The sequence below is a fragment of the Bradyrhizobium sp. USDA 326 genome (assembly GCF_049739485.1).
Taxonomy (GTDB): Bacteria; Pseudomonadota; Alphaproteobacteria; order Rhizobiales; family Xanthobacteraceae; genus Bradyrhizobium.
In genome coordinates this window covers 1,550,727-1,576,324 of sequence record NZ_JBMGQA010000001.1, presented here as the reverse complement: position 1 = coordinate 1,576,324, position 25,598 = coordinate 1,550,727, and the positions used below count along the sequence as shown (strand labels likewise).

Annotated in this window: 21 protein-coding genes and 10 pseudogenes; 15 read left to right on the top strand and 16 right to left on the bottom strand. The window is 62.0% G+C overall.

Annotated elements, in window-relative coordinates; genetic code table 11:
- Nucleotides 1-56: 56 nt before the first annotated feature.
- Entirely contained in the window at nucleotides 57-1,289 is a 1,233-nt protein-coding gene (locus ABIG06_RS07550) for a cytochrome P450 (RefSeq protein WP_370112519.1), read from the top strand.
- Here ABIG06_RS07550 and ABIG06_RS07545 read toward each other — a convergent pair.
- The 3 genes and pseudogenes from ABIG06_RS07545 to ABIG06_RS07535 form a co-directional block, all read right to left on the bottom strand.
- On the bottom strand, nucleotides 1,271-2,302 hold the full coding sequence (locus ABIG06_RS07545; RefSeq protein WP_370112517.1) for an IS110 family transposase: 1,032 nt from the start codon (nucleotides 2,300-2,302) through the stop codon (nucleotides 1,271-1,273). The genes ABIG06_RS07550 and ABIG06_RS07545 overlap by 19 nt on opposite strands.
- A 55-nt stretch (nucleotides 2,303-2,357) precedes the next feature.
- Nucleotides 2,358-2,884, bottom strand: a pseudogene (locus ABIG06_RS07540) (ATP-binding protein); the annotation flags it as partial.
- A 10-nt stretch (nucleotides 2,885-2,894) separates the two neighbouring features.
- A pseudogene (locus tag ABIG06_RS07535) lies at nucleotides 2,895-3,302 on the bottom strand (IS21 family transposase); the annotation flags it as partial.
- Here ABIG06_RS07535 and ABIG06_RS07530 point away from each other — a divergent pair.
- Nucleotides 3,288-4,013: pseudogene (locus tag ABIG06_RS07530) on the top strand (IS256 family transposase); the annotation flags it as partial. The pseudogenes ABIG06_RS07535 and ABIG06_RS07530 sit on opposite strands and share 15 nt — an antisense overlap.
- A gap of 281 nt (nucleotides 4,014-4,294) precedes the next feature.
- On the opposite strand, the pseudogene ABIG06_RS07525 reads toward ABIG06_RS07530, so the two are convergent.
- Nucleotides 4,295-5,511, bottom strand: a pseudogene (locus ABIG06_RS07525) (IS110 family transposase).
- A gap of 263 nt (nucleotides 5,512-5,774) precedes the next feature.
- Between ABIG06_RS07525 and ABIG06_RS07520 the strand changes: the two are divergent.
- Nucleotides 5,775-6,002: pseudogene (locus ABIG06_RS07520) on the top strand (IS256 family transposase); the annotation flags it as partial.
- A 447-nt stretch (nucleotides 6,003-6,449) separates the two neighbouring features.
- Nucleotides 6,450-6,803, top strand: coding sequence for a hypothetical protein (locus ABIG06_RS07515; RefSeq protein WP_370137498.1), 354 nt, complete (start codon nucleotides 6,450-6,452; stop codon nucleotides 6,801-6,803).
- 981 nt (nucleotides 6,804-7,784) lie between these two features.
- On the opposite strand, the gene ABIG06_RS07510 is transcribed toward ABIG06_RS07515, so the two are convergent.
- A complete protein-coding gene (locus tag ABIG06_RS07510; protein ID WP_424578571.1) occupies nucleotides 7,785-9,068 on the bottom strand; it encodes an IS256 family transposase in 1,284 nt (427 codons plus the stop codon).
- Between the two features lie 1,185 nt (nucleotides 9,069-10,253).
- On the opposite strand from ABIG06_RS07510, the gene ABIG06_RS07505 reads away from it, so the two are divergent.
- On the top strand, nucleotides 10,254-10,721 hold the full coding sequence (locus ABIG06_RS07505) for a hypothetical protein (RefSeq protein ID WP_370137500.1): 468 nt from the start codon (nucleotides 10,254-10,256) through the stop codon (nucleotides 10,719-10,721).
- Between the two features lie 45 nt (nucleotides 10,722-10,766).
- Nucleotides 10,767-11,023: pseudogene (locus tag ABIG06_RS07500) on the top strand (transposase); the annotation flags it as partial.
- A 239-nt stretch (nucleotides 11,024-11,262) separates the two neighbouring features.
- On the opposite strand, the pseudogene ABIG06_RS07495 reads toward ABIG06_RS07500, so the two are convergent.
- Nucleotides 11,263-12,257: pseudogene (locus ABIG06_RS07495) on the bottom strand (IS110 family transposase).
- 64 nt (nucleotides 12,258-12,321) lie between these two features.
- Between ABIG06_RS07495 and ABIG06_RS07490 the strand changes: the two are divergent.
- Nucleotides 12,322-13,115 (top strand): annotated as a pseudogene (locus tag ABIG06_RS07490) (IS3 family transposase); the annotation flags it as partial.
- Here ABIG06_RS07490 and ABIG06_RS07485 read toward each other — a convergent pair.
- Complete coding sequence (locus tag ABIG06_RS07485) at nucleotides 13,085-13,492, bottom strand: hypothetical protein (RefSeq protein ID WP_424578160.1); 408 nt, start codon at nucleotides 13,490-13,492, stop codon at nucleotides 13,085-13,087. The pseudogene ABIG06_RS07490 and the gene ABIG06_RS07485 sit on opposite strands and share 31 nt — an antisense overlap.
- Nucleotides 13,474-13,608 (bottom strand): hypothetical protein, encoded by a 135-nt coding sequence (locus ABIG06_RS07480; protein ID WP_424578159.1) that lies wholly within the window; start codon nucleotides 13,606-13,608, stop codon nucleotides 13,474-13,476. The genes ABIG06_RS07485 and ABIG06_RS07480 overlap by 19 nt, the downstream gene beginning before the upstream one ends.
- Before the next feature lie 110 nt (nucleotides 13,609-13,718).
- On the opposite strand from ABIG06_RS07480, the gene ABIG06_RS07475 reads away from it, so the two are divergent.
- Nucleotides 13,719-14,246, top strand: coding sequence for a hypothetical protein (locus ABIG06_RS07475; protein WP_424578158.1), 528 nt, complete (start codon nucleotides 13,719-13,721; stop codon nucleotides 14,244-14,246).
- Here ABIG06_RS07475 and ABIG06_RS07470 read toward each other — a convergent pair.
- On the bottom strand, nucleotides 14,147-14,611 hold the full coding sequence (locus tag ABIG06_RS07470; RefSeq protein ID WP_424578157.1) for a recombinase family protein: 465 nt from the start codon (nucleotides 14,609-14,611) through the stop codon (nucleotides 14,147-14,149). The two genes, ABIG06_RS07475 and ABIG06_RS07470, sit on opposite strands and share 100 nt — an antisense overlap.
- A complete protein-coding gene (locus ABIG06_RS07465) occupies nucleotides 14,601-14,771 on the bottom strand; it encodes a hypothetical protein (protein WP_204524487.1) in 171 nt (56 codons plus the stop codon). Before ABIG06_RS07465 ends, ABIG06_RS07470 begins: the two co-directional genes overlap by 11 nt.
- A gap of 1,687 nt (nucleotides 14,772-16,458) precedes the next feature.
- Here ABIG06_RS07465 and ABIG06_RS07460 point away from each other — a divergent pair.
- The gene (locus ABIG06_RS07460; protein ID WP_370137511.1) at nucleotides 16,459-17,094 is read left to right on the top strand and encodes a hypothetical protein; all 636 of its coding nucleotides are present in this window, start codon (nucleotides 16,459-16,461) and stop codon (nucleotides 17,092-17,094) included.
- 5 nt (nucleotides 17,095-17,099) lie between these two features.
- Here ABIG06_RS07460 and ABIG06_RS07455 read toward each other — a convergent pair whose 3' ends face one another.
- The 6 genes and pseudogenes from ABIG06_RS07455 to ABIG06_RS07430 form a co-directional block, all read right to left on the bottom strand.
- The gene (locus ABIG06_RS07455; RefSeq protein ID WP_225132272.1) at nucleotides 17,100-17,321 is read right to left on the bottom strand and encodes a hypothetical protein; all 222 of its coding nucleotides are present in this window, start codon (nucleotides 17,319-17,321) and stop codon (nucleotides 17,100-17,102) included.
- A 122-nt stretch (nucleotides 17,322-17,443) separates the two neighbouring features.
- Complete coding sequence (locus ABIG06_RS07450; RefSeq protein ID WP_424578156.1) at nucleotides 17,444-17,923, bottom strand: recombinase family protein; 480 nt, start codon at nucleotides 17,921-17,923, stop codon at nucleotides 17,444-17,446.
- Between the two features lie 2 nt (nucleotides 17,924-17,925).
- Nucleotides 17,926-18,156, bottom strand: a pseudogene (locus tag ABIG06_RS07445) (hypothetical protein); the annotation flags it as partial.
- Between the two features lie 161 nt (nucleotides 18,157-18,317).
- Entirely contained in the window at nucleotides 18,318-18,626 is a 309-nt protein-coding gene (locus tag ABIG06_RS07440; RefSeq protein WP_370141002.1) for a hypothetical protein, read from the bottom strand.
- Nucleotides 18,530-18,871 (bottom strand): helix-turn-helix domain-containing protein, encoded by a 342-nt coding sequence (locus tag ABIG06_RS07435; protein ID WP_370137513.1) that lies wholly within the window; start codon nucleotides 18,869-18,871, stop codon nucleotides 18,530-18,532. The genes ABIG06_RS07440 and ABIG06_RS07435 overlap by 97 nt, the downstream gene beginning before the upstream one ends.
- 250 nt (nucleotides 18,872-19,121) lie before the next feature.
- Nucleotides 19,122-19,370, bottom strand: coding sequence for a DUF5372 family protein (locus tag ABIG06_RS07430; protein WP_370137515.1), 249 nt, complete (start codon nucleotides 19,368-19,370; stop codon nucleotides 19,122-19,124).
- 917 nt (nucleotides 19,371-20,287) lie between these two features.
- Here ABIG06_RS07430 and ABIG06_RS07425 point away from each other — a divergent pair.
- The 6 genes and pseudogenes from ABIG06_RS07425 to trbJ form a co-directional block, all read left to right on the top strand.
- Nucleotides 20,288-20,494: pseudogene (locus ABIG06_RS07425) on the top strand (MFS transporter); the annotation flags it as partial.
- Between the two features lie 295 nt (nucleotides 20,495-20,789).
- Nucleotides 20,790-21,782 (top strand): P-type conjugative transfer ATPase TrbB, encoded by a 993-nt coding sequence (gene trbB, locus ABIG06_RS07420; protein WP_424578155.1) that lies wholly within the window; start codon nucleotides 20,790-20,792, stop codon nucleotides 21,780-21,782.
- Nucleotides 21,779-22,120: a TrbC/VirB2 family protein gene (locus ABIG06_RS07415; protein ID WP_370137518.1), complete on the top strand. Its 342-nt coding sequence runs from the start codon at nucleotides 21,779-21,781 to the stop codon at nucleotides 22,118-22,120. The genes trbB and ABIG06_RS07415 overlap by 4 nt, the downstream gene beginning before the upstream one ends.
- The gene (locus ABIG06_RS07410; protein ID WP_424578154.1) at nucleotides 22,120-22,395 is read left to right on the top strand and encodes a VirB3 family type IV secretion system protein; all 276 of its coding nucleotides are present in this window, start codon (nucleotides 22,120-22,122) and stop codon (nucleotides 22,393-22,395) included. Before ABIG06_RS07415 ends, ABIG06_RS07410 begins: the two co-directional genes overlap by 1 nt.
- A 7-nt stretch (nucleotides 22,396-22,402) precedes the next feature.
- Complete coding sequence (gene trbE, locus ABIG06_RS07405; RefSeq protein WP_424578153.1) at nucleotides 22,403-24,841, top strand: conjugal transfer protein TrbE; 2,439 nt, start codon at nucleotides 22,403-22,405, stop codon at nucleotides 24,839-24,841.
- Nucleotides 24,838-25,596, top strand: a complete 759-nt coding sequence (gene trbJ / locus ABIG06_RS07400; RefSeq protein WP_424578152.1) for a P-type conjugative transfer protein TrbJ — start codon at nucleotides 24,838-24,840, stop codon at nucleotides 25,594-25,596. The genes trbE and trbJ overlap by 4 nt, the downstream gene beginning before the upstream one ends.
- Nucleotides 25,597-25,598: the final 2 nt, after the last annotated feature.

Below are 25,598 nucleotides of genomic sequence, written 5' to 3'. Positions count from 1 at the left end.
CGGAAGCCCGGATCGACCGACCAGGCGAACCTTTCTTGAGTTAGGGTGCGGCAGCAATGGCGGAACAGAAACAGGGGCCGGCGGCGAAGTTCCTGAAATGGATGATCGCCAAACATCCGGATGCATTGTTCGCACTCATCCGGCGCGTCAGGCCCAACCTGGCGTTGGGCGCCGCGGGGCCGGTGTTCATCACCCGCTTCCCCGACGTGCAGGAAGCGCTGAGCCGCCCCGACATCTTCAACGTCACCTATGCGCCGATGATGGACCCTTCGGTCGGCCCCTTCATGCTCGGCCGCGACTGCACCGAAATAAACCAGCGCGACAAGGGTATCATGCGCGCCTTCATGCGCATGGAGGATCTGCCGGCAATTCGCCAGAAGGTGCACAGCCTCGCCAATGCGTCTGTCGAAAAGCAGATCTATACCCAGAACCAGATCGACGTGGTCAGCACGTTGTCGCGCCTGGTGCCCATTCAGCTGACCCGAGAATATTTCGGCTTTCCCGGCCCCGATCTGGCCTCGATGTTCCGCTGGTCGCGCGCGACGCAATATGACATGTTTCACAACCTGGACAAAGATCCGAAGGTGCACCAGGACAACATTGACGCTGGGCACGAGATGCGCGCCTATCTGACACAACTGCTCCCGCAACGGCGCGAGCAGCTGAAAAATGGGGCGCCGCTCGAGGACGTGTTCAGCCGCCTACTGAATAGCCATTTTGACGATTCGATCGGCTTCGCCGACGAACGCATTATTACCAATATGATGGGCACACTGGTCGGCGGGATTGAGACCACATCGGCGGCCATCGTGCAGCTGCTCGACGAGTTGTTCAAGCGCCCGAGGATCCTGAAGGAGGCCATCGACGTCGCCAGCAGCAACAACGACCATCTGATGTATCGCTATTGCTGGGAAGCGCTGCGCTTCAACCCGATCAATCCGTTCGTGGTGCGCCGCTGCCGGACCGATTACCGGATAGCCAAGGGCTCGCTGCGCGCCACGACAATCAAGGCCGGCAGCACGGTGCTGATCTCGACCCGATCGGCGATGCGCGATGGCTTGCAACTGCGGGCGCCGTCCAGCTTCGCGATCGACCGGCCGGAGTCGGTCTACATGCATCTGGGCTACGGGATGCACACCTGCCTCGGCGACCAGATCAGCCGCATCCAAGTTCCGGAAATCGTTCGCCGCATCCTGCAAATCCGGGGCGTCCGTCCCGCCGCGGAGATCGACTACGCAGGAGGGCCGTTTCCAGAGCGTTATCCCATCACCTACGACACGCCCGTCTGAAGGCCGGACTTCCCAGCAACGAGCCGCGAGTACCGATCCGGCCGCCAGATGATCCGAGCAAGCTTGTTGGCGAGGGCGACGGTCACAAGCCGCGCCGGCTTTTTAGCCAAAAGCCCGACAATCCAGTCGCGCAAGCCGCCGCGGCGTTTTTCCACAACGTTTAGAAGCGATGTTGCTCCGAGAACGAGTAACTTCCTTATATATCGATTACCCGCCTTGGTGATGGTTCCGAGAGTTGGTTTACCCCCGCTTGAAATTTGCCTGGGCGTCAGACCCAGCCAGGCAGCAAAATCCCGTCCCGAATTGAATACGCTTGGGTCTGGTACACTGGCTGTAATTACCGAGGCAACAAGCTTGCCAACGCCGGGAATTTCTCCGAGCGAACGGCTCGTCTCGCTGAGCGCGTGAGCCTTGGCGATCTCCCTCTCCAAATCATCGAGTGCGCCTCCTAGCGCATCAATTTGCTGACCGAGAACCTTCGCGGCCAGGACAGCGGCGTCGGGAAGAGTCGCGTCGCCTTCTGCGAGGCCTAAAAGCTCGTCGACGCGGCCGGTGCCCTTGGCGACGACAAGACCGAATTCGGCCAAATGGCCGCGTAGAGCGTTCACGCTCATCGTTCGCTGTTTGACCAGCAGCTCGCGCGTCTTGTGCAACATCAGGGTCGCTTGCTGATCAGCGCTCTTGATTGGCACAAAACGCATGGCAGGGCGCGAGACCGCTTCACAGATGGCTTCCGCATCGACGGCATCGTTCTTACCTCGTTTGACATAGGGCTTTGTGTAGGCCGGCGGCATCAGAGACACATCGTGTCCCATGACCTTCAGTTCGCGCGCCCAATAGTGCGCTGAGCCGCAAGCCTCCATGCCAACGCGGCACGGCTCGATCCTCGAGAAGAACTCGCGCATCGTCCGGCGCGTCAGCTTGCGCTTTACGGCTGGTGCATCCTCACTAGACAGCGCATGAATCTGAAAATAGTTCTTGGCGAGATCAACGCCTATTCTAATAAACTTCATCTCGGACGGTCTCCCTTCTTTGTGGCGCTCTGGCGACCAGGCCTTGGCACTATGATGCCGTTGAGGTGAGGCCGTCCACACCATCAAGGATCAGAAGATCGATCCGGCCGAGGACGCGCAGCAGGCGCTGATGGCGACCATCGCTGCGGGCGAGCGCGAGTTCGGAGAACAGTCGCGGCACGCGCTGATAGAGCACCGAGCGGTTGTCGCGGCAGGCCGTGTTGCCAAGCGCCGAGGCTAACCAACTCTTACCCACGCCGGCGGGGCCGCAGATAAAAGATTGGCGTGTGCATCGATCCAACTGCCTTCGGCGAGCTGGGTGAACAGCGCACGATCGAGGCCGCGGGGCGTGCGGTAATCGATGTCCTCGACACAGGCCTGCTGGCGCAGCTTGGCATAGCGAAGGCGTGCGGACAGGCGCTTGTCGTGACGCAGGGAGGCTTCGCGCTCAAGCAGCAGCGCCAGCCACTCGGCGTGGCCGAGGCCGGCTGCCTCGCCGGAGGCTTGGATGTCGACGAAGGCCTTGGCCATGCCATGCAGGCCAAGCGCATGAAGCTGATCGAGGGTCGGATGTGTCAGCACGTCTGTTCTCCTAATTGTAACAGCGCGGTCCGCGGATGTTGGGATGGACGGTCGCAATTCCGTCCGCGGGCCTGTGTGCGGGACGGCGATCGAGGTTGTTGGCGAGAATGGATTTGACCGAGCCGTAGGTGCGCGCGCCGATGTCGATCGCGCGCGTGGCAGCAGCCTCAAGCCGGTCGCCTCCATAGGATCGGGCGAGCCGGATGATCCCGAGGCAGGCGCGGAAGCCCTGCTCAGGATGCGGCCGCTCGTCGAGAATGAGATTGCACAGCGCCATGGTCGCGGGCCCGATCGCCACGGCGTCCTGGCGGATTCGCTCGATGGTCCAGCCGGCGTAGCGCCGATGGCTGGACGCCATGTGCTCGGGCACGGTGGTATGCTTGTGATTGCCGGTCATGCGCTGATGCGCGGCATCTCGACCGGCGATTTCCAGGAGGCGCTGACGGCCTTGCTGGGCAAGGACGCGCCGAACCTGTCGCCGGCGGTGATCTCGCGGCTGACGGCCGAGTCGCAGGGCGAGTATGAGCGCTGGCAAAGGCGCAATCTGCCGGCGCGGCGCTATGTGTATGTGTGGGCCGATGGCGTCTTCCTGCAGGCGCGCATGGAAGACCACGGCGAATGCATGCTGGTGCTGATCGGCGCGACGCCGGAAGGCAAGAAGGAACTGATCGGCTTTCAGGTCGGCGTGCGGGAGAGCGCGCAGAGCTGGCGTGAACTGCTGATCGACGTCAAGCAGCGCGGGTTGCAGATCGCCCCGGAAATTGCCGTTGGTGACGGCTCGCTCGGCGTCTGGAAGGCGCTTGACGAGGTCTTTCCCGGCACGCGGCACCAGCGCTGCTGGGTGCACAAGACCGTGAACGTCCTGGACAAGGTCCCGCTCTCGGTGCAGGCCAACATGAAGAAGGACCTGCGGGAAGTCTACTGGGCGCCGAACCGGGCGGCCGCCGAAGTGGCGATCGACGTCTTCGCCGAGAAATACCTCGCCAAGTACGGCCGAGCGGTCGACTGCCTGGTCAAGGATCGCGACGCGCTGCTGGCCTTCTACGACTTCCCCGCCGAGCATTGGGATCACTTGCGCACGACGGATGAGATGGACAAGCGATTTTTTATGACCGCCGCGATGACGATTGCGGAAATCGCGTACGTCCATTCTTTTGTTCGGCCGCGCCGCGGGCCATTCTTCCGTCCCGGCCACCGATCTCGCAGCTGCCGCGCGCAGGGTCGGTCAAGGCTGGCCGCGTTTGCGGCCACCGCACGGCTTGGTTGACCGGCCCGAGCACGGCGGCATGCTGGCGTGGAACGGCACTGCATTCCTGGCTGGCACTTGCCGTCAGCGGCGGTTATGGTTGTCGGGCGCGGGCGACCTCGTGGCGAAGCGTGACGCGTCGGCTGCAAGCGTCACCGGACTGCCTATTTTGTCCTGCCGAACTGAGGCGCCCGCGCGCCGGGTTTTGGCCGCCGCGGTTTCCATTGCGACACCAATCGTTCGTAGCTTCGTTCCGCCTGGGCGGCAATCAACATCTCACGGTCGCGCAGCGCCTTGATGTTGTAGGCATAGGCTGGTCCACGCCGGCTGCCCTTCTGTTGCGGATGTCCAGCTTGAAGTTGCATCGCGCGGGTCTTGTTGGCGACCAGCGCCGGGCGCGCCCACAGGTAGTCCTCGCCCTTCGTCAGCAAATGTCAGCAGAGCACCGTGAGCTTGCGAGCCACGGCCACTGCGGCGACCTGATGGCCACGCCGGGCGCGGATCCGCACGAAAAAAGCATGCAGTGGACCGGGCGCCTTGGCCGCGGCCCAGGCCGCCTCGACCAGCATGGCGCGCGCATGACTGCGGCCGATCTTGCTGACGCGACCGTGATGGGCGGCTCCCAGTCCCGACTGCCGCACCGTGGGTTGAGCCCGAAATAGCTCTCCAGCTTCTGCGGGCTGTTGAACCGGCTGATGTCGCCGATCGCCGCCACTATGCCGGCGGCAACCGCCAGATTGACGCCGGTGATGGTCATCAATCTGTTGACCGCGGAATCGTCGATGGCGTCCTGCGCGATCTCGCGGTCGAGCAGAGCCAGGTCTTCCGCCAGCCGGTCAAGCTCACGGACGTGCCGATCGATGGCCGCGCGCTCATCGTCCGGCAGCTGTTGGGCGGCCAACCACGCCCGGCCGCGGGCGTTGAAAAGATCGGCATGTGGGCACTTCGAGATCAAGTGTGTGTGCAGGATCGAATGCACCTCGTTCTTGAGCCGCGTGCGATGCCGCACGACCTGGTAGCGCCGCGCCACCAGCCTACGCTTGCGTTCGGTCTCCGCGTCAGGCGTCCAGATCTGCGGCAGGTATCCCGCCGCCTGCAGACTGGCGAGCGTCCCAGCATCGATCTTGTCGGTCTTGACGTGAGCCTGGGCGATCGCCTTCACCTGCAACGGATTAGCGATAATCACCCGCGCCACGAATGGCGCGAGCACTCGCGAGACCGCCATGCTGTTGCCGGTCGCTTCGAGTACCACCTCATCACTGGCCAGCAAGGTCTTGCCAAATCCCTCCAGCGCAGTCCGCGTCATATCGATGCGACCCGCATGTCGAAGCCTGCCGTTCTCCCAAAACACCACCTCGCCGAAAGTTCGGTGGACATCAATGCCAATTACCCGTCGCATTCGCACCTCCTCTGCCGGACACATGACGGGAGCTGCGGGCGACACGACAACTACGGATTCGCGCTCGCGGCGCAACCGGGCGAGTCGCAGAGGCGGCCAGCTACTAACTCGAGCTCTCGGCTCATCGTGTGCATCGGCCTGCCCGCACTTCGTGCTCCCGGTGCCTCTGTCCCGATGGTCGCACCATATGCCACGAGGTAGAACGCCGCGGCGGAACATTGGCGCCGAGGCATCTCATACCGGTTACTAACCCCATCGAGAGCGTGTTCGCCACCGTGCGGCACAGGGCGGTGCGCACGAAAGGCTCGTTGTCGCCGACCTCCGCCAAGCTGATGGTGTTCAAGCTGGTGATCGCCGCGTCAAAGACCTGGCGGCGACTCAAAGGCACAAACCAGTTGCCGAAGATCATCGCTGGTGTCAGATTCAACGACGGCATCGAGGTCATCCAAGTGCCGGCAAACCACGCCGCCTGATCGCCTCGTCACCCAAAATCCCGCATAGCTCGAAAGCCGGACGGGTTAGCCTTTTGATGCCCAGGCTAGCCACCGAAGTTAGCAGCACGCGATAGTGACCGTGCTTTACTTTGCTCTCCAGAGGAGGCTCACGTCGCTTCTGACTTCCCCGGAAGTGCGGATGCGGGAGGAACAGCGCCTTTGTCTAAGGCCCCGGTCGATAAGGGCGCCGAGTCACATCCACGCTGCTTTCTCACAGACATCAATCTATCACCGAGCGGCGTTAATTTGTTCGGTCCTGTAACGTCTGTCACGTTACAAAGCTTACAACTTATGGGTGTAACTGTACATCGGAGCTCGCTTTTCGTCAATCCGCAGTATTCCCATATTGAAGCCTTGCTGGAGTTCAAGGAATGCTCTCGGCCAGTCAACCGGTACCTGGTTGTGTCCAAAAGGAGCACGACGTACATGGCAACCACCTGTAATGAGTACGCCTTCATCGAAAGCCAAGTCGTACTTCCCGAAAGCCGCAAGGCGTTGGGGAGACTTCTACGACTTGCGTGGAATCTTGTCCTCACAAGGATCAGTCTGGAGCGATACCCGATGAGTGGTGCGACGTATCTGGCTCGAACGCACCTGATGCGCAATTCGGACGGCCAGCTCTACTTGGTCGAAGAGCCGCAGGAGCCGGGAGATCGTGAGGTCGTGACGGCGATCAGCCATAAGCGTGCAGTGGCTTGGCTGAGCGCCGATCCGGCCCGTCGTCGTGGTACGGCTGCCGCTGATCGTAAGCGGGCTGAACGCTTTTTGTCTGCGGCCTGATCGTTCTGCAAGACCGCTAGGCTGAAATACTCACAGGCTGAGCGGCGTCAAGTCGCTCAGTCTAGCCTATCAATTCAGGTAGGCCACTCACGGCGGCTTTCTCGCTAAACTGCACTTCAGCCCCGTTCACGGGGAAGCTGGGTGCGGGTTAGCCTGTCGATCCCAGGGCTAACTTCACGGGCAGTGCGGATGCGGCAGGAATAGCGCCTCTATCCGAGGCCCTCAGCCGATAAGGGCGCCGAGTCGCATCCGCGCGGCTTTTGAGCCGACGAGGAAGGCGTATGTTCAAGCGACAAATCACGGCACCAAAGGCTCAGCCTTTAAGGCATTTGCGCGCGCGGAAACGGAACCCGACAGCGCGGTGCCTTGCTAAAGCGGTCCATTTCGCGACGCGCGTATCCTACAAAAGGTCGCCGACAACGGGCGTGTGGTTTGAGATAAGAGGTCGGATGGTCAGAACAGCCGATGGGCAATTCTATCTTATCGAAGATCATCCCATTAAGCTTGGCGGCCGTGAAGTCGCACGGCCTTACAGTCTAGCGGGCGTCTTTGCTTGGCTGCAAGATTGCCCGGAGCAGATTGAGCGCACTGTCGTCAAAGCCGGCTAAGCTTCGAACGGCCCACGCGGGCCGCTTTCCGTTTTTTGGATGCCGCGCGGTCTCGTCAGCTTCCAGTAAGCTAGGCCCGATACATGATTGTTGGGTTCAGTGGGGGTGGGACGGACATTGCTGTGGCTTCCAGAGCGAAGGGGTGGAGTGTCACCTTTCCGCTAAACCGCACCAGCAGTGCGGATGTGGCAGGGACCGTGCCTTCAACTCAGCCCCCCCAGCCGTCAGGCGCCGATTCGCGCCCGCACTGCTTCCAAATCCCGTTCTAGTAGATAAACGCTCGCTCTGCGGGCGATGTCCTGCCGGTCAGCTTGAGGCTGGCCGTGGGAGGGTTCGCGGAGCTATCGCTAAATTTTGGTGACGGCCTGGTCGGTCAGGCGGCGGCGGTTATGGGCTGACGGTCAGTCGGTTTGGCGATGACCTCGATCCCGTCGTTGAATGTCACACCGAGAACGAGTTTTGGCAACTGGTTGTGGCCATCGAGACGACGCCAGCTTTTCTGCGCGGCTTCGAGCAGTTTGAAGACCATCGCGAGCGCCGTCCTGTTGGACAGGCACCCCTTCGATCGGATCGTGCGGTGGCGCACGGTAGCGAAGGTGCTTTCAATGGGATTGGTCGTCCGCAGGTGTTTCCTGTGCTCGGCCGGGAAGTCGTAGAACGCCAGTAGCGTGTCCCGATCCTTGCTCAGGCAGTCGGCCGCCTTCTCGTATTTGGGCGTGTAGCTCTCGATGAAGGCGTCGAACGCCAGCTCGGCGGCGGCCTTGGTTTCGGCCATCCAGATCTCCTGCAACGCGCGTTTGGCCTTCGGCTGCTGGCTCTTCGGCAACTTGGCGATCACATTCGCGGTCTTGTGCACCCAGCAGCGCTGCTCGCGCGTTTTCGGCCAGACCTCACCGGCGGCCTTCCAGAACCCGAGCGCGCCATCGGCGATGGCGAGCCGCGGCGGCACGTCGAGCCGGCGCCGCTTCAGGTCGAGCAGCAGATCGCGCCAGTCCTGCGCGCTCTCGCGGGCGCCATCGGTGAAGCCGACCAGTTCCTTGCGGCCTTCCGGCGTCGCGCCGATCAGCACCAGGATGCACTGCTTTTCGTCTTCGAGGCGTGCTTGGAGATGGATGCCATCGGCCCAGATGTAGACGTAGCGCTTCGCCGACAGATCGCGCCTCTGCCACGCGGTGTGTTCGTCGAGCCAACCGTCCTTCAGACGGCCGATGGCCGATGCCGACAACCCGGCAGCATCCTTGCCGAGCAGCGCCGCCAGAGCCTCGGAGAAGTCGCCGGTGGAGATACCCTTCAGGTAAAGGATCGGCAGCAGCGTCTCGATCGATTTCGAGCGACGCATGTAGGGCGGCAGGATCGACGGAGAGAACCGGATGCGGTCGGGGTCGGTAGCGTCCGCCTCGCGATCGCGTACACGCGGCTGGCGGACGGCGACCGGACCGATACCGGTCATCACCTCGCGTTCCGGCAGGTGACCGTGGCGCACGACGCGCTGGTGGCCGTCCGCGGTCTTCAAATCGGCATGCTTGCCGAGAAAGTCCGCGACCTCGGCTTCGACCGCCTGGGCCAACAGAGCACGCGCCCCATTGCGCAAGATTTCGGTGAGTTGATCGTCGACGTTTCCTGGTTGAATCAGCTTGATGATGTTATCTTTGGACACGGCATATCGCTCCTTCGGTGGAGAACTGGAGGCGTCAAGCACCCCCACGAAATGCCGCCTTTCCGATTCCCGCCGTCACCAACTTTCAGCGATAGCTCGGTTCGCGGCGCGTGGCAGGGACAGCGCTTCCCCTGTGTATGCGTGGGGCCTTTCAAGCGCCAAGTCACGTAGCCGCTAACTTAATCGGCAGTGCTGGCGGGGCAGGGACAGCGTCCGCCCCAGCGCAACTGAACGGCGCCGAGTCACGCCCGCGCTGCCTGCGATCTGAGGCTGATCGTCAAGCCTCATAGGCGGCAACCGATTCTGGTAGTTGTGCCGGGGCTTTTTGCGGTGGATGTATCCTACCATCAGCCTCTTTCGCCGCGAGGCTGGGGGTGGAGTTAGCGACGCGTGGTAGGGACAGCGCTCGTCTGCAATAGGGCGCCGAGTCATGTGGCCGCTAACTTCCAACCGTGGGGCCAAGGATGCATATATTAGAGCGGCACATCACAGCCCTACGGTCGCAAGCGCTTGAGGTGCTTGCGGCCAATCAGGCCCGCGCGGCCGATCAGTCTTTGAGCCTGGCAGATCGCCAACTTGCAACGTTTGATGCAGAGGAGGCTCAGGCAGTGTTAGGCATACTCGATAGCGTGAAGCTCAACCCCGGGCCGAAGGAGGCGGGGAAGATCGCTGCACGTATACGCGCGCTTCTAGAGGGGGGGTGAGTGCCACCCGACTTTCTCGGGGCTAGTCGTCCGTTCTTTAATCGCGGGCACGGTGTCAACCCCGATTAGACAAAAATCATCCACTGCCGGGTTCATAGTTCTTTCCGCGGTCGTCTCTACAGCCGCCGCCTGATGGCGTTCAAAAGGTGTGCAGCTCGATGTGAAGACCGCGGTGCATAACGCCCGCAGGGACGACTTCGAGATTGCCAACCGAGCACGCCAATATGCGTTGCGCGCTCGGGCCGGCACCTTCGTCTACGCGCACACGGTACAGGCCCGACGGCGGCAGCAGTGTCGTCAGAGGGTGCCCGGGCGGACTGGCAGTTCGTAAGGCTACATCGACTGGGAACGGCTCGAAGTCAATCAGCGGCGGCTCGCCGACAATGCTCGCGCCTTCGGCGGCGAACGGCGGTCAGGTCCGGCACGCGAAGGACCAGCGTTGCTGCAAGGTCGCGTGGTCTGTGGCCTCCGTGGCGAACGCATGGGTGTGCGCTACAGCCAAGAGCACAGCCGCACAGTGCCGACCTGTGTCTGTCAAGCTAATGCGGTGCGGCGCGCCGGATGGACATGCCAAACAGTTCCCGGGAAGCTCGTCGATCCCGCGATCGCCGCCCTGATGATCGAGCTGATGACACCGATGAGCCTGGCGGTCACTTTGGAGATTCAGCGCGAGCTCCAGGCGCGCGCCGCGGAGACTGACGCAGCGCGTCCCCAGCCTGTCGAGCGGATGCGCTATGAAGGCGAGCTCGCGCGTCGACGCTACATGAAGGTCGATTCCGACAACCGCCTCGTCGCCGATGCACTCGAAGCGGCATGGAACGAGAAGCTGCGCATTCATGCCGACGCGGCGGAAGACTACGAGCGCCGTTGCAAACAGCAGCCCGCAGCACTGAGCGCTGAGACCCGACGGCGCATTCTCGATCTTGCTGAGCAAGTACCACGAATCTAGAGTCTTGCGCTGCCGAATCCCCTCGGCTGGGAGGAGCGGACGACGATGAAGGCCTCGAAGTTTTCGGACGCCCAGAAGGCGTTCATCCTGAAACAGTGCAACGACGGGGTTGCGGTGGCGGAGATCTGCCGTAAGGCCGGGATCAGCCAGGCGACCTACTTTAATTGGAAGAAGAAGTATAACGGCTGCTGCCGACCGAGATGCGCCGGCTGAAGCAGCTCGAGGAGGAGAACGGCAAGCTGAAGAAGTTGGTTGCGGACCTGTCGCACGACAAGGAGATGCTGCAGGACGTGATCCGCCGAAATGTATGGTCTGCCCCGCCTGTGCAAGGCTCTTGAGCGATCCGACCTTGACAGTCTGCGTAAATGTATCCGGCCTCTCGCGAGTGGGCTGCGGTTGCAGCCAGGCCATGATGAGATCAGCACGCCGCGTTCCCAGATAGCTAATCGGGCACTGGCCCGTTTTCGGCGAAGGGCTTACGCGGCGCCGATCAACTGTCTCGTCATCACTACCTCGAACCTCGCAGTCTGCTGCCCGGGCCCTACGGGAATGCGGGAAGCCGCCGCTCGTAGGTCGAGCCGGGCCGCGTGAGGATGACCCAGGCCACCCGCGCAATCTTTGCGGCCAGGACCACAGTGACTTTGTTGGCATGCATGCTTGTCGAGGCCGGTCAACCACGAACCCAGGCGATCGGAAGTACGGTTCAGATGCATGACGCATGACCTTGCGCCGTGAATCAGCAGCCGTCTGAGGTAATGATTGCCTCTTTTGCTGATCCCAAGGAGGGTCGTCTTACCACCCGTTGAGTGTTCGCGAGGGACCAACCCAAGCCACGCGGCGAGGTCTTTGGCCCTTCGGAACTGACTAGCATTGCCGGCGCTCGCGACGAATGCCGTCGCCACCAGTGGGCCCATCCCGGGAACAGTCATGAGCCGCCGCCCTCGTTCGTCACTCGCCGCCAAAGCCTCAACTTCACGAGTGATCTCGGTGATGCGGTGTTCGATGTGCCCGAAGTCTTCGAACAGCCGACGAAGCGTACGCCTCATCATCGGCGTCAGATCGTTGCCTTGGTCGGTCAATATGCGAGGGAGGCCGGCCTTGAACTTGCCAATGCCCTGATGGACTGCGATGCCGTATTCGACGCAAAACGCACGCATTTGGCAGACGAGCTGAGTTCGTAGAGCAACCTTCTGATCTTGGATACGGTGCAGCGCCTGGATATCAACCTGGGCTTCCGATTGGATCTCAACAAAGCGCATAGCGGGTCGGCTGGCGGCCTCGGCGATCGCTTCCGCATCGTTCTTGTCTTCACGTAAGGCTTCACGAACTGCGCAGGAATCACTCGGACTGCGTGCCCGAGCTGTTGTAACTTGCGTGCCAGCCATTGGGAGCCTGGGCAAGCCTCCATCGCGACGGTCGTACGCTGCGCGGTATCCAAGAACTGCAAAGGTGTGTCGCGGCGGAGCTTTACTTTTTGAATGACTCAACGCCTTCGATGCCGAAGACAGCGGCGGGCTGAGGCTTGTTGCTCAACATTTTCTGGTCCTCCTCTTCTCGGTCGAACACTCGCCGCGCAGTATGCGCGGGTTCCATCCCATTAGCTGTGAAGCCTTGCCAGAAGCGCAAGCTCGTCGATGAGGTTTGCGGTGAGTGGCAGGTGTGGTGGCCCTCGAGTTCGACCGATCGACCTACCACTACAAATCTCGTCGCTCCGGCCAGGCGACCCTCGAAGCTCGGATCAAGGAGATCTGCCATGTTCGCGCTCGCTATCGCCGTGTCCATGTGCTGCTGCGCCGCGAGGGATAGCGTCACAGGCAGAACAAGACGCGGCGCATCTATTGCGAATCGGGCCTGCAATTGCGCAATAAATCGCCCAAGCGCCGGGTCAAGGCCAAGCTGCGCGACGACCGGCGGTCCGCGACGCGGGTCAACGAGATCTGGGCGATGGACTTCGTTCATGACGAGCTGGCCACCGGCGGCAAGCTCCGGGTGCTCACGATGGTCGATATCTTCTCGCGCTTCTCGCCCGCGCTGGAGCCGCGGCTCACCTTCCGCGGCACCGACGTCGTGGAAGTGCTGGAAAGGGTTTGCAAGGAAGTGGGACTCCCGGCGACGATCCGCGTCGATCAAGGCAGCGAATTCGTGTCGCGCGATCTTGACCTCTGGGCCTACCAGCGCGGCGTCACGCTGGACTTCTCACGGCCTGGTAAGCCGACCGACAACGCCGCCTTCATCGAGGCGTTCAACGGCCGCTTCCGAGCCGAATGCCTCAACGCCCATTGGTTCCTGTCCCTTGCGGATGCCCGGCAAAAGGTGCAGACTTGGCGCAGATACTACAACTGCGCATCAGAACACCCATCTGGCTATGTAATTGAAGAGAAGAGATTTTGTTGAGCGGGATGCGATCCCGCGGGTTGATTTGCGTTCTGTCGCGCTCGTTCGGCGAGAGATTGAGCAGCAGTTGTTGTCAGCGAGGTGCGGGCGAAGATCCAAGGACCATCCGGCAGAGGATGGATGGAGTCGATCTCGCCGGCTTCAGTGGCCAGTCGGAGCGTCTTGGGCGCGATCTTCAGGAGCTTCGCGGCGTTGCCAAGGTTGAGCCATGGCTCGATCCCGTCCTGGGCGGGCTTGAACACCGGGATGTGGTAGTTCGAGCGCATTGATGTGACGCGCTCGCGGGTCCAGCGATTGCCGTTACCGGTCTTGAGGCCGTTGCGATTGAGGAGGCCGGCAATCAGATCGTCGCTGGCGATCAGCACCAGTTGACGCACGGCCTGGACGATATCGGCAGCTCGCTGTGGGCGCCCGCCACCCAATGGACCACGAGAATGATCTCCGAGGCCGCGTCGTCGATATCGGCCACGACCTCACGGATGAGGGTGCGCACAATGCGCTTCTTGAGGCGAGCATCCGTCGGCGCATCCCAGACCGTTTTGAGGTTCGAGGCCAGAACGCCGAGCGAAGCTGGATCGCAATCGGCGCGGGCGTCGCCGCATTGTGCGTGGCGATCTTACCCTCGACCTCAGCCGCTTGGGCAAGCGCCCTGTTCCAGCGCGCTTCCAGCTCACTCGCCACCAGCCCGTTCGCGGGATCAGCGGCATCGTATTGCCGGAAAGCCCTGTCGACGGCATGGCGCGCCGATTCGAGGTCGCGACTGAGGGCATCGCGTACCTGATCGCGCCGTTCCCTGGCCCCCTTGGCCGCAGCGGTTGCGGCAGCAACAGCGCCCGGACCGACGACTCCAAGCAGTGCTTCCTCGATGGCGTCATCGACGCGCATTCCGAAGGCGATGCAGTGGTCAAGCTGGTGTTCGACAAGGTCGAGGAACTGGGCAGCGCGCGACAGGCGCTCTGCTGGCTCCACGAGTACAATCTGGATCTGCCGGTGAAGCAGACCAACGGCGACACGGCCTGGCAGCGACCAAACTACTCTGCCATCCCGCTAGCGCAACAGATCCAGCTCGTAATCGTTGAGGCTGCCCTTGAGCCGAGCAGCAGGCGGTCGTTGCCGTGCCTTGGCGCATAGATGGTCTCTTGATCGACCAGAACGGTATCGACCACGCGGCACATCTCAATGAGTTGCTGCCACCCCCGGCTGTTGCGGGCGAAGCGCGAGACCTCGCGGGCGCAAACCGCACCAACCTTGCCGAGGCAAACCTCCGCCACCATTCGCTCGAATCCGGCGCGTTGTATGGCGCCGGCGGCTGAACGACCGAGATCATCATCGATCACTTCATTCTCCGACCACCCGAGTGCCGTCAGCCGGTCTCGCATGGCGTATTGGAGCGCGCTGCTCTCGCGATTGTGCAACACCTGATGGGCCGAAGACTGACGCACGTAAAGAATCGGCTTGCGCTCCAGATGATGAGGCCTGACCTTGTCAGAGATCATGATCGACCTCCTTCGCGGGCGGCGTCGCTGTCATCGCTGCATGGTCGAGGACCAACTGCGTCATCAGGCTCGTGAGCGCTGCCCGCTCTTCTGCGGGCAGATCTAGCCATGTGGGCGCGCCGATGGCGCCGTTCGACAGGCCACTCCCGAACAGATCCATCTGCTGCTGCGGCCGCGGTCGTCGATTGTGTCGGTATACGCTCCCTGGCACTGCCGTCTGCCGTGACATGAGTCTCTCCCCGATTCTGGTCGTGAGAGGCTCTGGATGCGCCAGAACGCAAACTCGGCGACCAAACCAGGGATGATGGCGATAAAGAACCTCGCGAAGAACGATCCTGTGGGCGTTCTTGAGCCTTGTTGTACAATTTCCAGCGCCCCCATCAGGCGCTGGCAAACCGCGCGCCGATGGCGGTCTGGCGGGCCGGTGTCACCGGCGCATTCGGCGAAGAGGCTGTGAATATGAAGCTTCTCGCAAGCGAGAAGCTTGGACAACGCTGCACGTTGCCCACATCCCCACAGCCACAGCAGCAAGTAAGAGTAGCGTAAACCTATTGGCAAGAACGAACGGCAGCAGCTCCACTTAAAGAACCGGACCCAGTGGTCCTCAGCACAGGTCCACTTCACTGATCGAGGCTCGTCCCGTCACCGATCACGGCCGCATCATCCAGACAAACGACAAGCGATATACCGTCGTTTATCAATCGCTGCGCGGAACGGAAGTTACGTTCACGATGGACGCCCCTTCCTTTAATGCCATGGAAGCGGAGCATTTGTTGAAATTGGGCAATCGCATAAGAGCCGTCGGATACCTCGAGCGCCGAACGAGGCGCGATTCGTTGACGCTCACTGAGCTTCCTCAGACGACTGCTGCGAAGTGATACCTAACTCGTGCTGACCTGGATCGGCGTCCTCGACTAGCCACGGCTAGTCTGCGTAACCAACCGAACCTGGTAGGTGCCTCGCGGGTCTCTCCGAGGATATAATTCGACAGAGTATTTGAAACAATGCAGGAGCAGATTCGAAAATCATTGATAGGCGCGTGCTCCTGTTTGCGCAGAAACTGGGGCCGACTAAGGAATACTTGAGACGAACGCGTCATGGCCGCTGATCCGAAAACCGCATCCCTCTACTCGCGAATGCAGAGCTACGGCACCCTGATCGAAGCGCCGCGCGACGTGCCAGACGCGCGCTTCGCGCTGCCGGCGACTGTCCACTGGATGCGCGCGCTCGCGATCGCAACTGTCGACCAAAAGCTCAACTTCGCTGCCGGTCGAGGGTTCTACGCGAATGTTCACGCGCGCGGGGTACCAGATCTCGGGCGCGCTTCAGGTCCATCATCTAGCGCTCAGCCTGCTACAGAAATGTGTACTGCAAGGGGCCAGCTCGGCCCCTTACCCAATCCGGTAGATGAGGCGACCGCGTCAGGTTGCAAATCCCTCCCGGCGTGGACACGCGCTTCCAGAACCTGGGGAGAAGGACCTTATGGCGCGTATTCAACACATCATCACACTCCACAATGACGAATGGACGGTCGTCGTAGATGGCAAGCACTCCGCCCCATACGCTACTCAAAAGGAGAACAAGATCGGCATCACCGTGAATACTTCAACATCGATACGGGCAAAGCCGAAAAGGTGGCTTTAGATGACGCGGTGTTGTTCACGGAATGGGCCGTGGGGCACGTCGTCGACGGAAAATTCGAAGAAATCTACAGATACCCTCTGCCTGGTACTTCTTAAAGAGAAGGGGCAAGCCGCTTGAAGTTCCCCGCCTTTCAATCCGCTGAATCTGCACCAACGGTGCGAGCTGGAATCACTGCTTCCGATCACAGTCAAAGGAAACCTGATATGATCCCTATTGAGGAGTCCTTTATTCGAGCGATAACGTTGCTTGACGGACCAAAATCGACCGAGCAACGGGCTGAAACCGTCGCCCACCTGGATACTATTATAGACTATGCACGCGACGATACCGAGGAGCGGCTAGCCCATAGTTTCAAAGCGATGGCCCTGAACCACCTCGACAGTATCGGTCAAGATACGTCGACCATTGTTGAGGAAAAAATGGAGCTGGCACTGATCGCCACCGAAGAATTGATTCTAGCTATCGTCGAACGCAACCGGCGGGGAATAAGATCCGAGAGATGCCCATGCAGGAACTTTGCAACTGGGCAATACGCCGGCCGGTGTCGCGATCAAATAAGCATGAGCGATGACGACCTCCACCAAAGACATGCACGCAGCGCCATCGGACCAAGCAACAACCTTCAAAGTCACGGCCCGCGCGTGACTGGAAGCCCTTCGATCGAGGAGTTCATGGTCTACTTGTTCGAGCCCGACGGCCATATAGTGCACTGCGTAAGGCTGATTTGCGCTGATGAGGAAGCGGCTAAACAGCGAGCACAGCAATTAGCCGAGACCAACAGGGTCGAGCTTTGGCAGCTCACTCGCAAGATTGCGAGCTATCCGTCCCGCGCGAACTGAGGCGCTTATTTTGCGCAATCCTCGCTCTTATAGGCCTGCGCAGCGTCCGGCGGTATGTCCACACTTGCCTGCGTAATCTGAGCGGCTTCACTGCAGCCTTCCGCCCTTGCGAATTCCCTTCGGCTCGGCCCTGGTTCAGCGACGCGATCGCCGATCTCGGCAGCAAAGATGCCGCTATGCAGATGGCCGGCACGTGGTGCATCGAACACCAAGGTCGCGGTCATCAAGGCGTGCCTCTACGATCCGCAGATCAATCGCGCCTGTGCGGAGATGGCCGCGCATTGCGGCACCGCCGTCTTTGCTGGCGCGGCCGCGCAAGCCGCGCGAAGAAGATTGCTTCATATTGCACCTAATCCTGACAGGGCCTGTACCGTGTGCGCGTGCGACCATAGACGAAGGCGCCGGCGTAGCGTGGATTGTGGAGCACCTGCAGGATGCGCGCATGATTCGGCGGCGCCCATAGGAGGTCTCCCTTGTTTGGACCTGCGCGCAATCGACGTGAAAACAACAGACCTTGCTCTCGGAAGAAGCGGATGGTCTGCATGGCACTTTCGGTCCGCTCGAAGGTGTCGAACACGAGACGGATGGCATTCTGCACTTTGGCGTCAGGATCGAGGCCGAGGGTCCCATCATTCCGGTAAACCAGGCCGACTGGAGGGCACATCTCGAGCTCGCCACGTCGCGCCTTGTTGAGTTGGCCACCGCGCATGCGTGCTTTGAGGATATGCAGCTCGGCTTCGCTCATCGTACCCTTAAGGCCGAGCAGGAGGCGATCATTTTTGAAATTGGCTGGATCGTAGATTCCGTCCTCGTCGAGGATCAGCGTCATCGTCAACGCGCACAACTCGATGAGGCGGTGCCGGTCAGCCGAGTTGCGTGCGAGACCTCCAAACCCATGACAATGCCGGCCTTGCCCAGCGCCACCTCGCTCACGAGTTGCTGGAAGTCCTCACGTGCTGTCGTACTTGATCCTGATTTGCCGAGATCGCAATCGATGACATGGATGCGTTCAATCGGCCAGCGCACGGCGATTGCCCGAGCGCGCAACGCATATTGGCGCTGCGTGCTCTCGCCGTGCTCGGCGACTTGGCGGAGGGTCGATTGGCGGACATAAAGGTAGGCGGCGCGCTTGAGATGCTCGGGGTGACTTTGAGGTCAGCCATGGGCAGGCTCAATTGCGATGGCGATAATGATGCCCGCGATGAGACGTGTGAGGTCGCCCGCTACAGGCAATGGATCGACCGTGATCGCTGGCGTAGTCGGATGATCGCAGCACGCCATCTCGGCGTCGCGGCGCTGCCCGAGCGCCCTGATCCATGCAGCGAGCCCCCCTTGGCGGCGGAGAATGCCGAGGCAAAGCAGGCATTGAGCTCGCCTCCCAATACCGCGGCACGTAGCTCCTCGTAACGGTCCGTGCCGTCCGCCGGCGGAACGATCAGGTTGAAGTGAGTCGTTTTTTTGCGCGCCAGCGCCCGCTCCAGGCTGCGCCGGTGCACTTGATGCCAAAGCGTGTCTCGATCGCGTCGAGACATTGCGATGTCGTCAGCTCGGGGCTTGCTACCTTGAGATCGGCTACGAACGCAATAACCTCGGCGGAGATCTTGCCACTCTTGGGGCCTCGCCGGTTCGGCAGCAAGCCGGCGACTCCTGCGCTCTGGAGCGCACTCTGGGCCTTGTAGAAGGTTGGACCGGTGACGCCGAACGTCGCGGCGGCTTCGCTGATGGCAACGCCGTCGACTTGATGTCGCCGCGCGATCTCGTAACGGACCTGGACCAAGTCCTTGGGATGAAAAGAGAATGGATTGCCGACGAACAGCAGGTCGCGGACAGCTTCGGGGTCGGGATTGAGGACGCCGTCCTGCGCCAGCGCCGCGCTCTTCGGATCCTGTTTTTTGGAGCCTTCCCCAAGCCGGCACTATATGCTGATACTTTGCGAGAATATCCGATAAATCCGTCGTTTGGCAGCTGTGGAGCGGCGTCAATCCCTTTGCATGCGCGGCGTAATTCTCTTTACGCACGGTCGGACCTCAAACCCTCAGCGAGCCGATCCAGCGCGTCACAAAGGCCAGCAGATCAATGGTCCTAAAGGCTGCTCGACCCGCGGCAATCAGCCGAAGCTCATCCACGGGATCGATGTCGGTCCAGGCGCTCGCAATCGTGCAAAGTCGTCCATTCTGCCCTTCATAGATCACCCGGTCTTCGCCCCAATGTCGCCGCCGGCAGATCAGATCGAACATGCGACCGCACAGCGGATGGCAGGGATGAGTGATCTGCACCTTTTGGCGGGTTGTACCTACACGGCCTGTAGTCGACGACTTTCTCCAAGGCCAAGGTCGAGCAGGCTGTCCTCATCGTCGAGCGCTGACTGCTCGGCCACCTGCGCCACCGCGTCTTCTACAGCCTTGCCGAAGTCAACGCGGTGAGCGGCGAGTTGCTCACCAGGCCCAACGAGGAGCGGCCGATCCGGCGGCTCGGCGTGACGGCCGCCGGTTACTTGAGCTTGCGCCCCAGGTGATGAGCGCCTGCACACGCCCCATTGGATCAGACAACGCGGAACATTGCCCAGCAACTGGCACCAGCTGATTTCTCGACCGCTTCTTGCGTAGCGTAATTGCGCCTGTGGCATCGAGACCGACGACGTGGAGTATGTTCTCGAGATCGATGCCGATTGTGACAAGGTTCGTATTCGATATGGCCTGCGCTCCTGCTGCCGCCCCGCCGGGCTCAATCCACGTTGCCCCTGAGAGCGGGCGTGGTCCATGCCATTAACTCTCGACTACGCCTCGTACCATCGCCTCTGGAGCTTTGGTCGTCAAAGGCCCATTCTTGTGGACGTCCATCTGGTCTCTCCTCGGAACGCTGAACCTTCGCAACCCCAGCTTCCTCGGTTCAGACCAGATGGACAACCTTTTGAAACACCACATCTAGGGATCGCACCCGCAGTGACGCACGCCGCGAGCTCAGGTCCACGGTACAGCTCATACAGGGTCACGGCCGAATCTACGGGCTGGTGGAGACGATCGAGCCCGGCGCGTGAGAAAGTTGGACAGACCAGAGTCTGTGCGCAGTGACCTAAAAGCCCCCTCATTTTTAGCGGGTGGCTAGTCCGTTTCGATCGCCCTAACATGCCGCCAGGCTGTGCAAATTACCCGCGCGCTGCGCTCGCCAACAATTGCCTTCGGAGTTCCTAAAAATGTCTGCCGATCGGCCGGCCACGCGGCTGGCGATGCGTCTTGCATTTTTTGTCGCTGGTTTTGGTATGGCGGCCTGGGGGCCGCTGGTGCCGTTCGCGAAGGAACGACTGGCGGTCGACGAGGGCGTTCTCGTTTTTCTGCTGCTATGCCTAGGTTTGGACTCGGTTCTCGCGATGTTTTTGACCGCCTTGTTGAGTGCGCGCTACGATCAGAACCAACGTTCACGACGCTCATGAAAAGCCAACCGCCAGGTTCGCCTGAATTGAGCGAGATGCTACCGTGAGCTCAATACGAGCGTGATCCGTGCTTTTTGAGAGCATATTGGCCGCAAAATTGACCGCTGAAGTTTGATGGGTTCACTCCCCTGCAAGTATTTTTGCTCTGCTCTACGCCTGCGCCCCACGGCGGCTGAATACTTGTTGAACTAACCCATCTCCTGCTTTTTCTATCCATCCCCGTTGCTGATCGCTTGCCGCGGTTGGCGCTCGACGGGGGACGATCGTGGCGGGCACTTCACTCCATTCGGAAGCATTCTCGCGTGGCGCGCGCATGCTGCGCACCGCGCTTGGTCCCGCGATCGCGACCTTCCTCGAAGACCCCGCGATCGTCGAGGTGATGCTTAACCCCGACGGACGGCTCTGGATCGACCGGCTCTCCGGTGGCCTGGAGGATAGCGGCCGGACGATGTCCGCCGCCGACGGCGAGCGCATCGTGCGCCTGGTTGCGCACCATGTCGGCGCGGAGGTGCATGCGGAAAAGCCGCGCGTCTCGGCCGAGCTTCCCGAGACGGGAGAGAGGTTCGAGGGGCTTCTGCCGCCCGTCGTTGCGGCGCCGGCCTTTGCCATCCGCAAGCCTGCCGTCGCTGTTTTCACGCTGAACGACTACGCGGCCGCCGGCATCATGACGGCCGGGCAGCTGGGCGTGCTCCGCGAAGCCGTCGCCGCCCGCAAGAACATCCTGGTCGCCGGCGGCACCTCGACCGGCAAGACCACGCTGACGAACGCACTGCTGGCCGAGATCGCCGGCACCACTGATCGCGTGGTCCTGATCGAGGATACGCGCGAGCTGCAATGCCGCGCTCCGAATCTGGTCGCGCTGCGTACCAAAGATGGTGTCGCGTCGCTATCCGACCTGGTTCGGTCCTCCCTGCGCCTGCGCCCGGATCGGATTCCGATCGGAGAGGTCCGCGGCAGCGAAGCCCTGGAGCTCCTTAAAGCTTGGGGCACAGGCCATCCCGGTGGGATCGGAACAATTCACGCCGGCACGGCGCTGGGCGCGCTTCGTCGTCTCGAGCAGCTCATCCAGGAAGCCGTCCTCTCCGTTCCCAAGGCGCTGATTGCCGAGACCATCGATCTCGTCGCGGTACTGCGCGGCCGCGGCAGCGACCGCCGCCTCTCCGAACTCGCCCTCGTCGCCGGCCTCGATCCCGTCACCGGCGATTACCGCGTCCAGTCCGCCGAGGCGGGCGGCCAATCTCCCAAGGACCCATCATGATCCAGTTCTCTCCCGTGATCCGTCGCGTGCGAATCCGCTTCTGCGGGCTCGCAGCGTTTGCCCTCATCTCCGTCGCATTCGCGCCAGCTGCCTACGCCTCCGGCTCCTCGATGCCGTGGGAGACACCGCTCAATCAGATCCTGGAGTCGGTGCAAGGTCCGGTCGCCAAGATCATGTCGGTCATCATCATCACCGTGACCGGCCTGACGCTCGCGTTCGGCGATACGTCCGGCGGCTTCCGCCGGCTGATCCAGATTGTCTTCGGACTGTCGATCGCCTTCGCCGCGTCGAGCTTCTTCCTGACCTTCTTCAGCTTCTCCGGGGGAGCCTTGGTGTGATGGCCAGCATCGTCGATCCGGAAGTGCCGGGCTTCTTCGCGCCGGTCCATCGCGCGCTCACCGAACCGATCCTGATGGGCGGCGCGCCCCGCACGGTTGCGATCGCCAACGGCACGTTGGCGGCGGCGATAGCGCTCGGCCTCCACCTCTGGATTCCCGGAGCGCTGATTTGGGCCGTAGGCCACGCCGCGGCGGTCTGGGCCGCCAAGCGCGATCCGCTATTCCTGGACGTCGTCCGGCGTCACCTCCGCTATCCATCCTATCTCGGCGAGTGAGGCTTCCATGCTGAACCTCGCCGAATATCGCAGCCGGCCCCACAGCCTCGCCGACTTCCTGCCCTGGGCCGCTTTGGTCGCAAAGGGCGTCATCCTCAACAAGGACGGCGCGTTCCAGCGCACGGCGCGCTTCCGTGGTCCGGATCTCGACAGCGCGACGCCTGCCGAACTCGTGGGCGTGACGGCCCGCCTCAACAACGCGCTCCGCCGCCTCGGTTCGGGCTGGGCGATCTTCGTCGAGGCCCAGCGCATCGCCGCCCAGACGTATCCCCACAACACCTTTGTTGATGCGGCATCAGCGCTGGTCGACCTGGAGCGACGGGACGCTTTCGAGGAGGCCGGCGCGCATTTCGAGAGCCGCTATTTCCTGACCTTCGTCTGGCTCCCGCCAGCCGAGGACGCCTCGCGCATCGAGGGCTGGCTCTATGAGGGGCGCGCGCGGAGCGGCGTCGATCCTCATGAACTGCTGCGTGGCTTCGTCGATCGGACCAACCGCGTCCTGCAACTGGTCGAAGGGTTCATGCCGGAGGTGGCGTGGCTCGATGACGGCGAGGCGCTGACTTACCTGCATTCGACCATCTCGACACGGCAACAGCGCGTACGCGTCCCCGAGACGCCGATGCATCTCGACGCGTTGCTCACGGACGAGCCGCTCGCCGGCGGCCTCGAGCCGCGCCTTGGCCGCCACCACCTTCGCACGCTCACGGTGGTCGGCTTTCCGACCGCCACCCATCCCGGAATTCTCGACGAGTTGAACCGGCTTGCGTTCCCGTACCGTTGGTCAACGCGCGCGATCCTCCTCGACAAGACCGAGGCGGTGAAGCTGCTGACCAAGATTCGCCGACAGTGGTTCGCCAAGCGAAAGTCGATCGCTGCCATCGTCAAGGAGGTGATGACCAACGAGGCCTCGACACTGGTCGACAGCGATGCGGCGAACAAGGCCGTCGATGCCGACCTCGCTTTGCAGGAACTGGGCACTGACGACGTCGGCCAAGCCTACGTCACCGCGACTGTCACCGTCTGGGACGAGGATCCCGGCCTCGCCGCTGAGAAGCTTCGCCTGATCGAGAAGGTCATCCAGGGTCGCGACTTCACCTGCATGCCGGAAGGCGTCAACGCGCTCGAAGCCTGGCTCGGCTCTCTGCCGGGGCATGCCTACGCCAATGTCCGTCAGCCGCCGCTCTCCACATTGAACCTGGCCCACATGATTCCGCTTTCGGCGGTCTGGGCCGGGCCAGACCGCGATGAGCATTTCCGCAGCGCCCCGCTGTTCTTCGGCAAGACGGAAGGCTCGACGCCGTTCCGTTTCTCGCTCCATGTCGGCGACGTCGGCCACACCCTGATCGTCGGCCCGACCGGCGCCGGCAAGTCCGTGCTGCTGGCGCTGATGGCGATCCAGTTCCGCCGCTATCGGAAGAGCCAGATCTTTGCCTTTGATTTCGGCGGCTCGATCCGCACGGCGGCGCTTGCCATGGGTGGCGACTGGCACGACCTCGGCGGCAGCCTGTCGAACAGCGCCGAGGATTCAGTCTCGCTTCAACCGCTCGCGAGCATCGGCGATGCGGTGGAGCGCGCCTGGGCGGCCGAATGGGTGACCGCGATCCTCGCCAAGGAGGGCATGACCATCGATCCGACCGTGAAGGAGCACGTCTGGTCGGCGTTGACCTCGCTGGCGTCCTCGCCGGTCGAGGAGCGCACGATCACCGGCCTCACGGTTCTCCTGCAATCAACAGCGCTCAAGCAGGCGCTGCAACCTTATTGCGTCGGCGGCTCCTCCGGCCGCCTGCTCGATGCGGAGGCCGAGCAACTCGGATTTGCGTCGGTCCAGGCGTTCGAGACCGAGGGCTTGATCGGCGCTGGAGCTGCGCCTGCCGTCCTCACCTACCTCTTCCATCGCATCGAGAGACGGCTCGACGGCCGACCGACCCTCCTCATCATCGACGAGGGTTGGCTCGTCCTCGACGATCCGGCCTTTGCGCAACAGCTCAGGGAGTGGCTAAAGACCCTCCGAAAGAAGAACGCGTCTGTCGTCTTCGCCACCCAATCGCTTTCCGACATCGACGGCAGCAATATCGCACCCGCGATCGTCGAGAGCTGCCCGACGCGGATCTTCCTGCCGAACGAGCGCGCGATCGAACCGCAGATCACCGCCATCTACCAGCGGTTCGGTCTGAACGATCGCCAGATCGAGATCATCGCGCGGGCGACGCCGAAGCGGGACTATTACTGCCAGTCCCGCCGCGGCAATCGGCTCTTTGAACTCGGCCTCGGGCCGGTCGCGCTCGCTTTCTGCGCTGCGTCCTCCAAGGCTGACCATGCCGCCATTGAACGGCTGCTCGCCGAGCACGGCCGCGACGACTTCACGGCCGCCTGGCTCGCGGATCACGAACTGCTCTGGGCCGCCGATCTCATCCCTGACCTGACAAACCTGGAGGTGCAATCATGACGACTCTTGACGTGCGGCGCGCTCGCTTGGCCGCTGCGACCGCTCTCTCGCTCACCTTGTCGATCTCGCCGCTTGTGACGGCGCCAGCCTCCGCGCAGTGGATCGTCTACGACCCCTCCAACTTCAGCCAGAACGTGCTGACCGCGGCGCGCGAACTGCAGCAGATCAACAATCAGGTCCAGATGCTGAACAACCAGGCCCAAAGCCTGGTGAACCAGGGAAAGAACCTCGCCAACCTACCCTTGTCGACGCTGACCCAGCTCCAGGCACAGGTCGCACGGACCCAGTCGCTGCTGAGCCAGGCCCAGAATATCGCCTTCAACGTTGAACGGATCCAGACCGCGTACTCCAGCACCTACGGCACAGCGGCGGCCACGGGCTCCAATGCGACAATGTTTGCCGCGGCTCAAAGTCGTTGGCAGAACTCGGTGGGCGCTTTCGAAGACTCGCTGAAGGTGCAGGCCGGCGTCGTCGGCAATATCTTGACCAACTCCAGCGCAATGAGCTCGTTGGTCACCGCTAGCCAGTCCGCAACCGGCGCCCTGCAGGCTGCTCAGGCCGGCAACCAGCTTCTTGCTCTGCACTCCCAGCAACTTTCAGATCTTGTCGCGGTTCTCGCAGCGAAGGGGAGGGCAGACGCGCTCGAGCAGGCGCGCGTCACGGCGAGCGAATCGCAAGGCCAGCAACAATACAAGATCTTCTCGACGCGTAGCGGCTATCAGCCCGGCAACGTCACCATGTTCAGCGGCAACTGAGG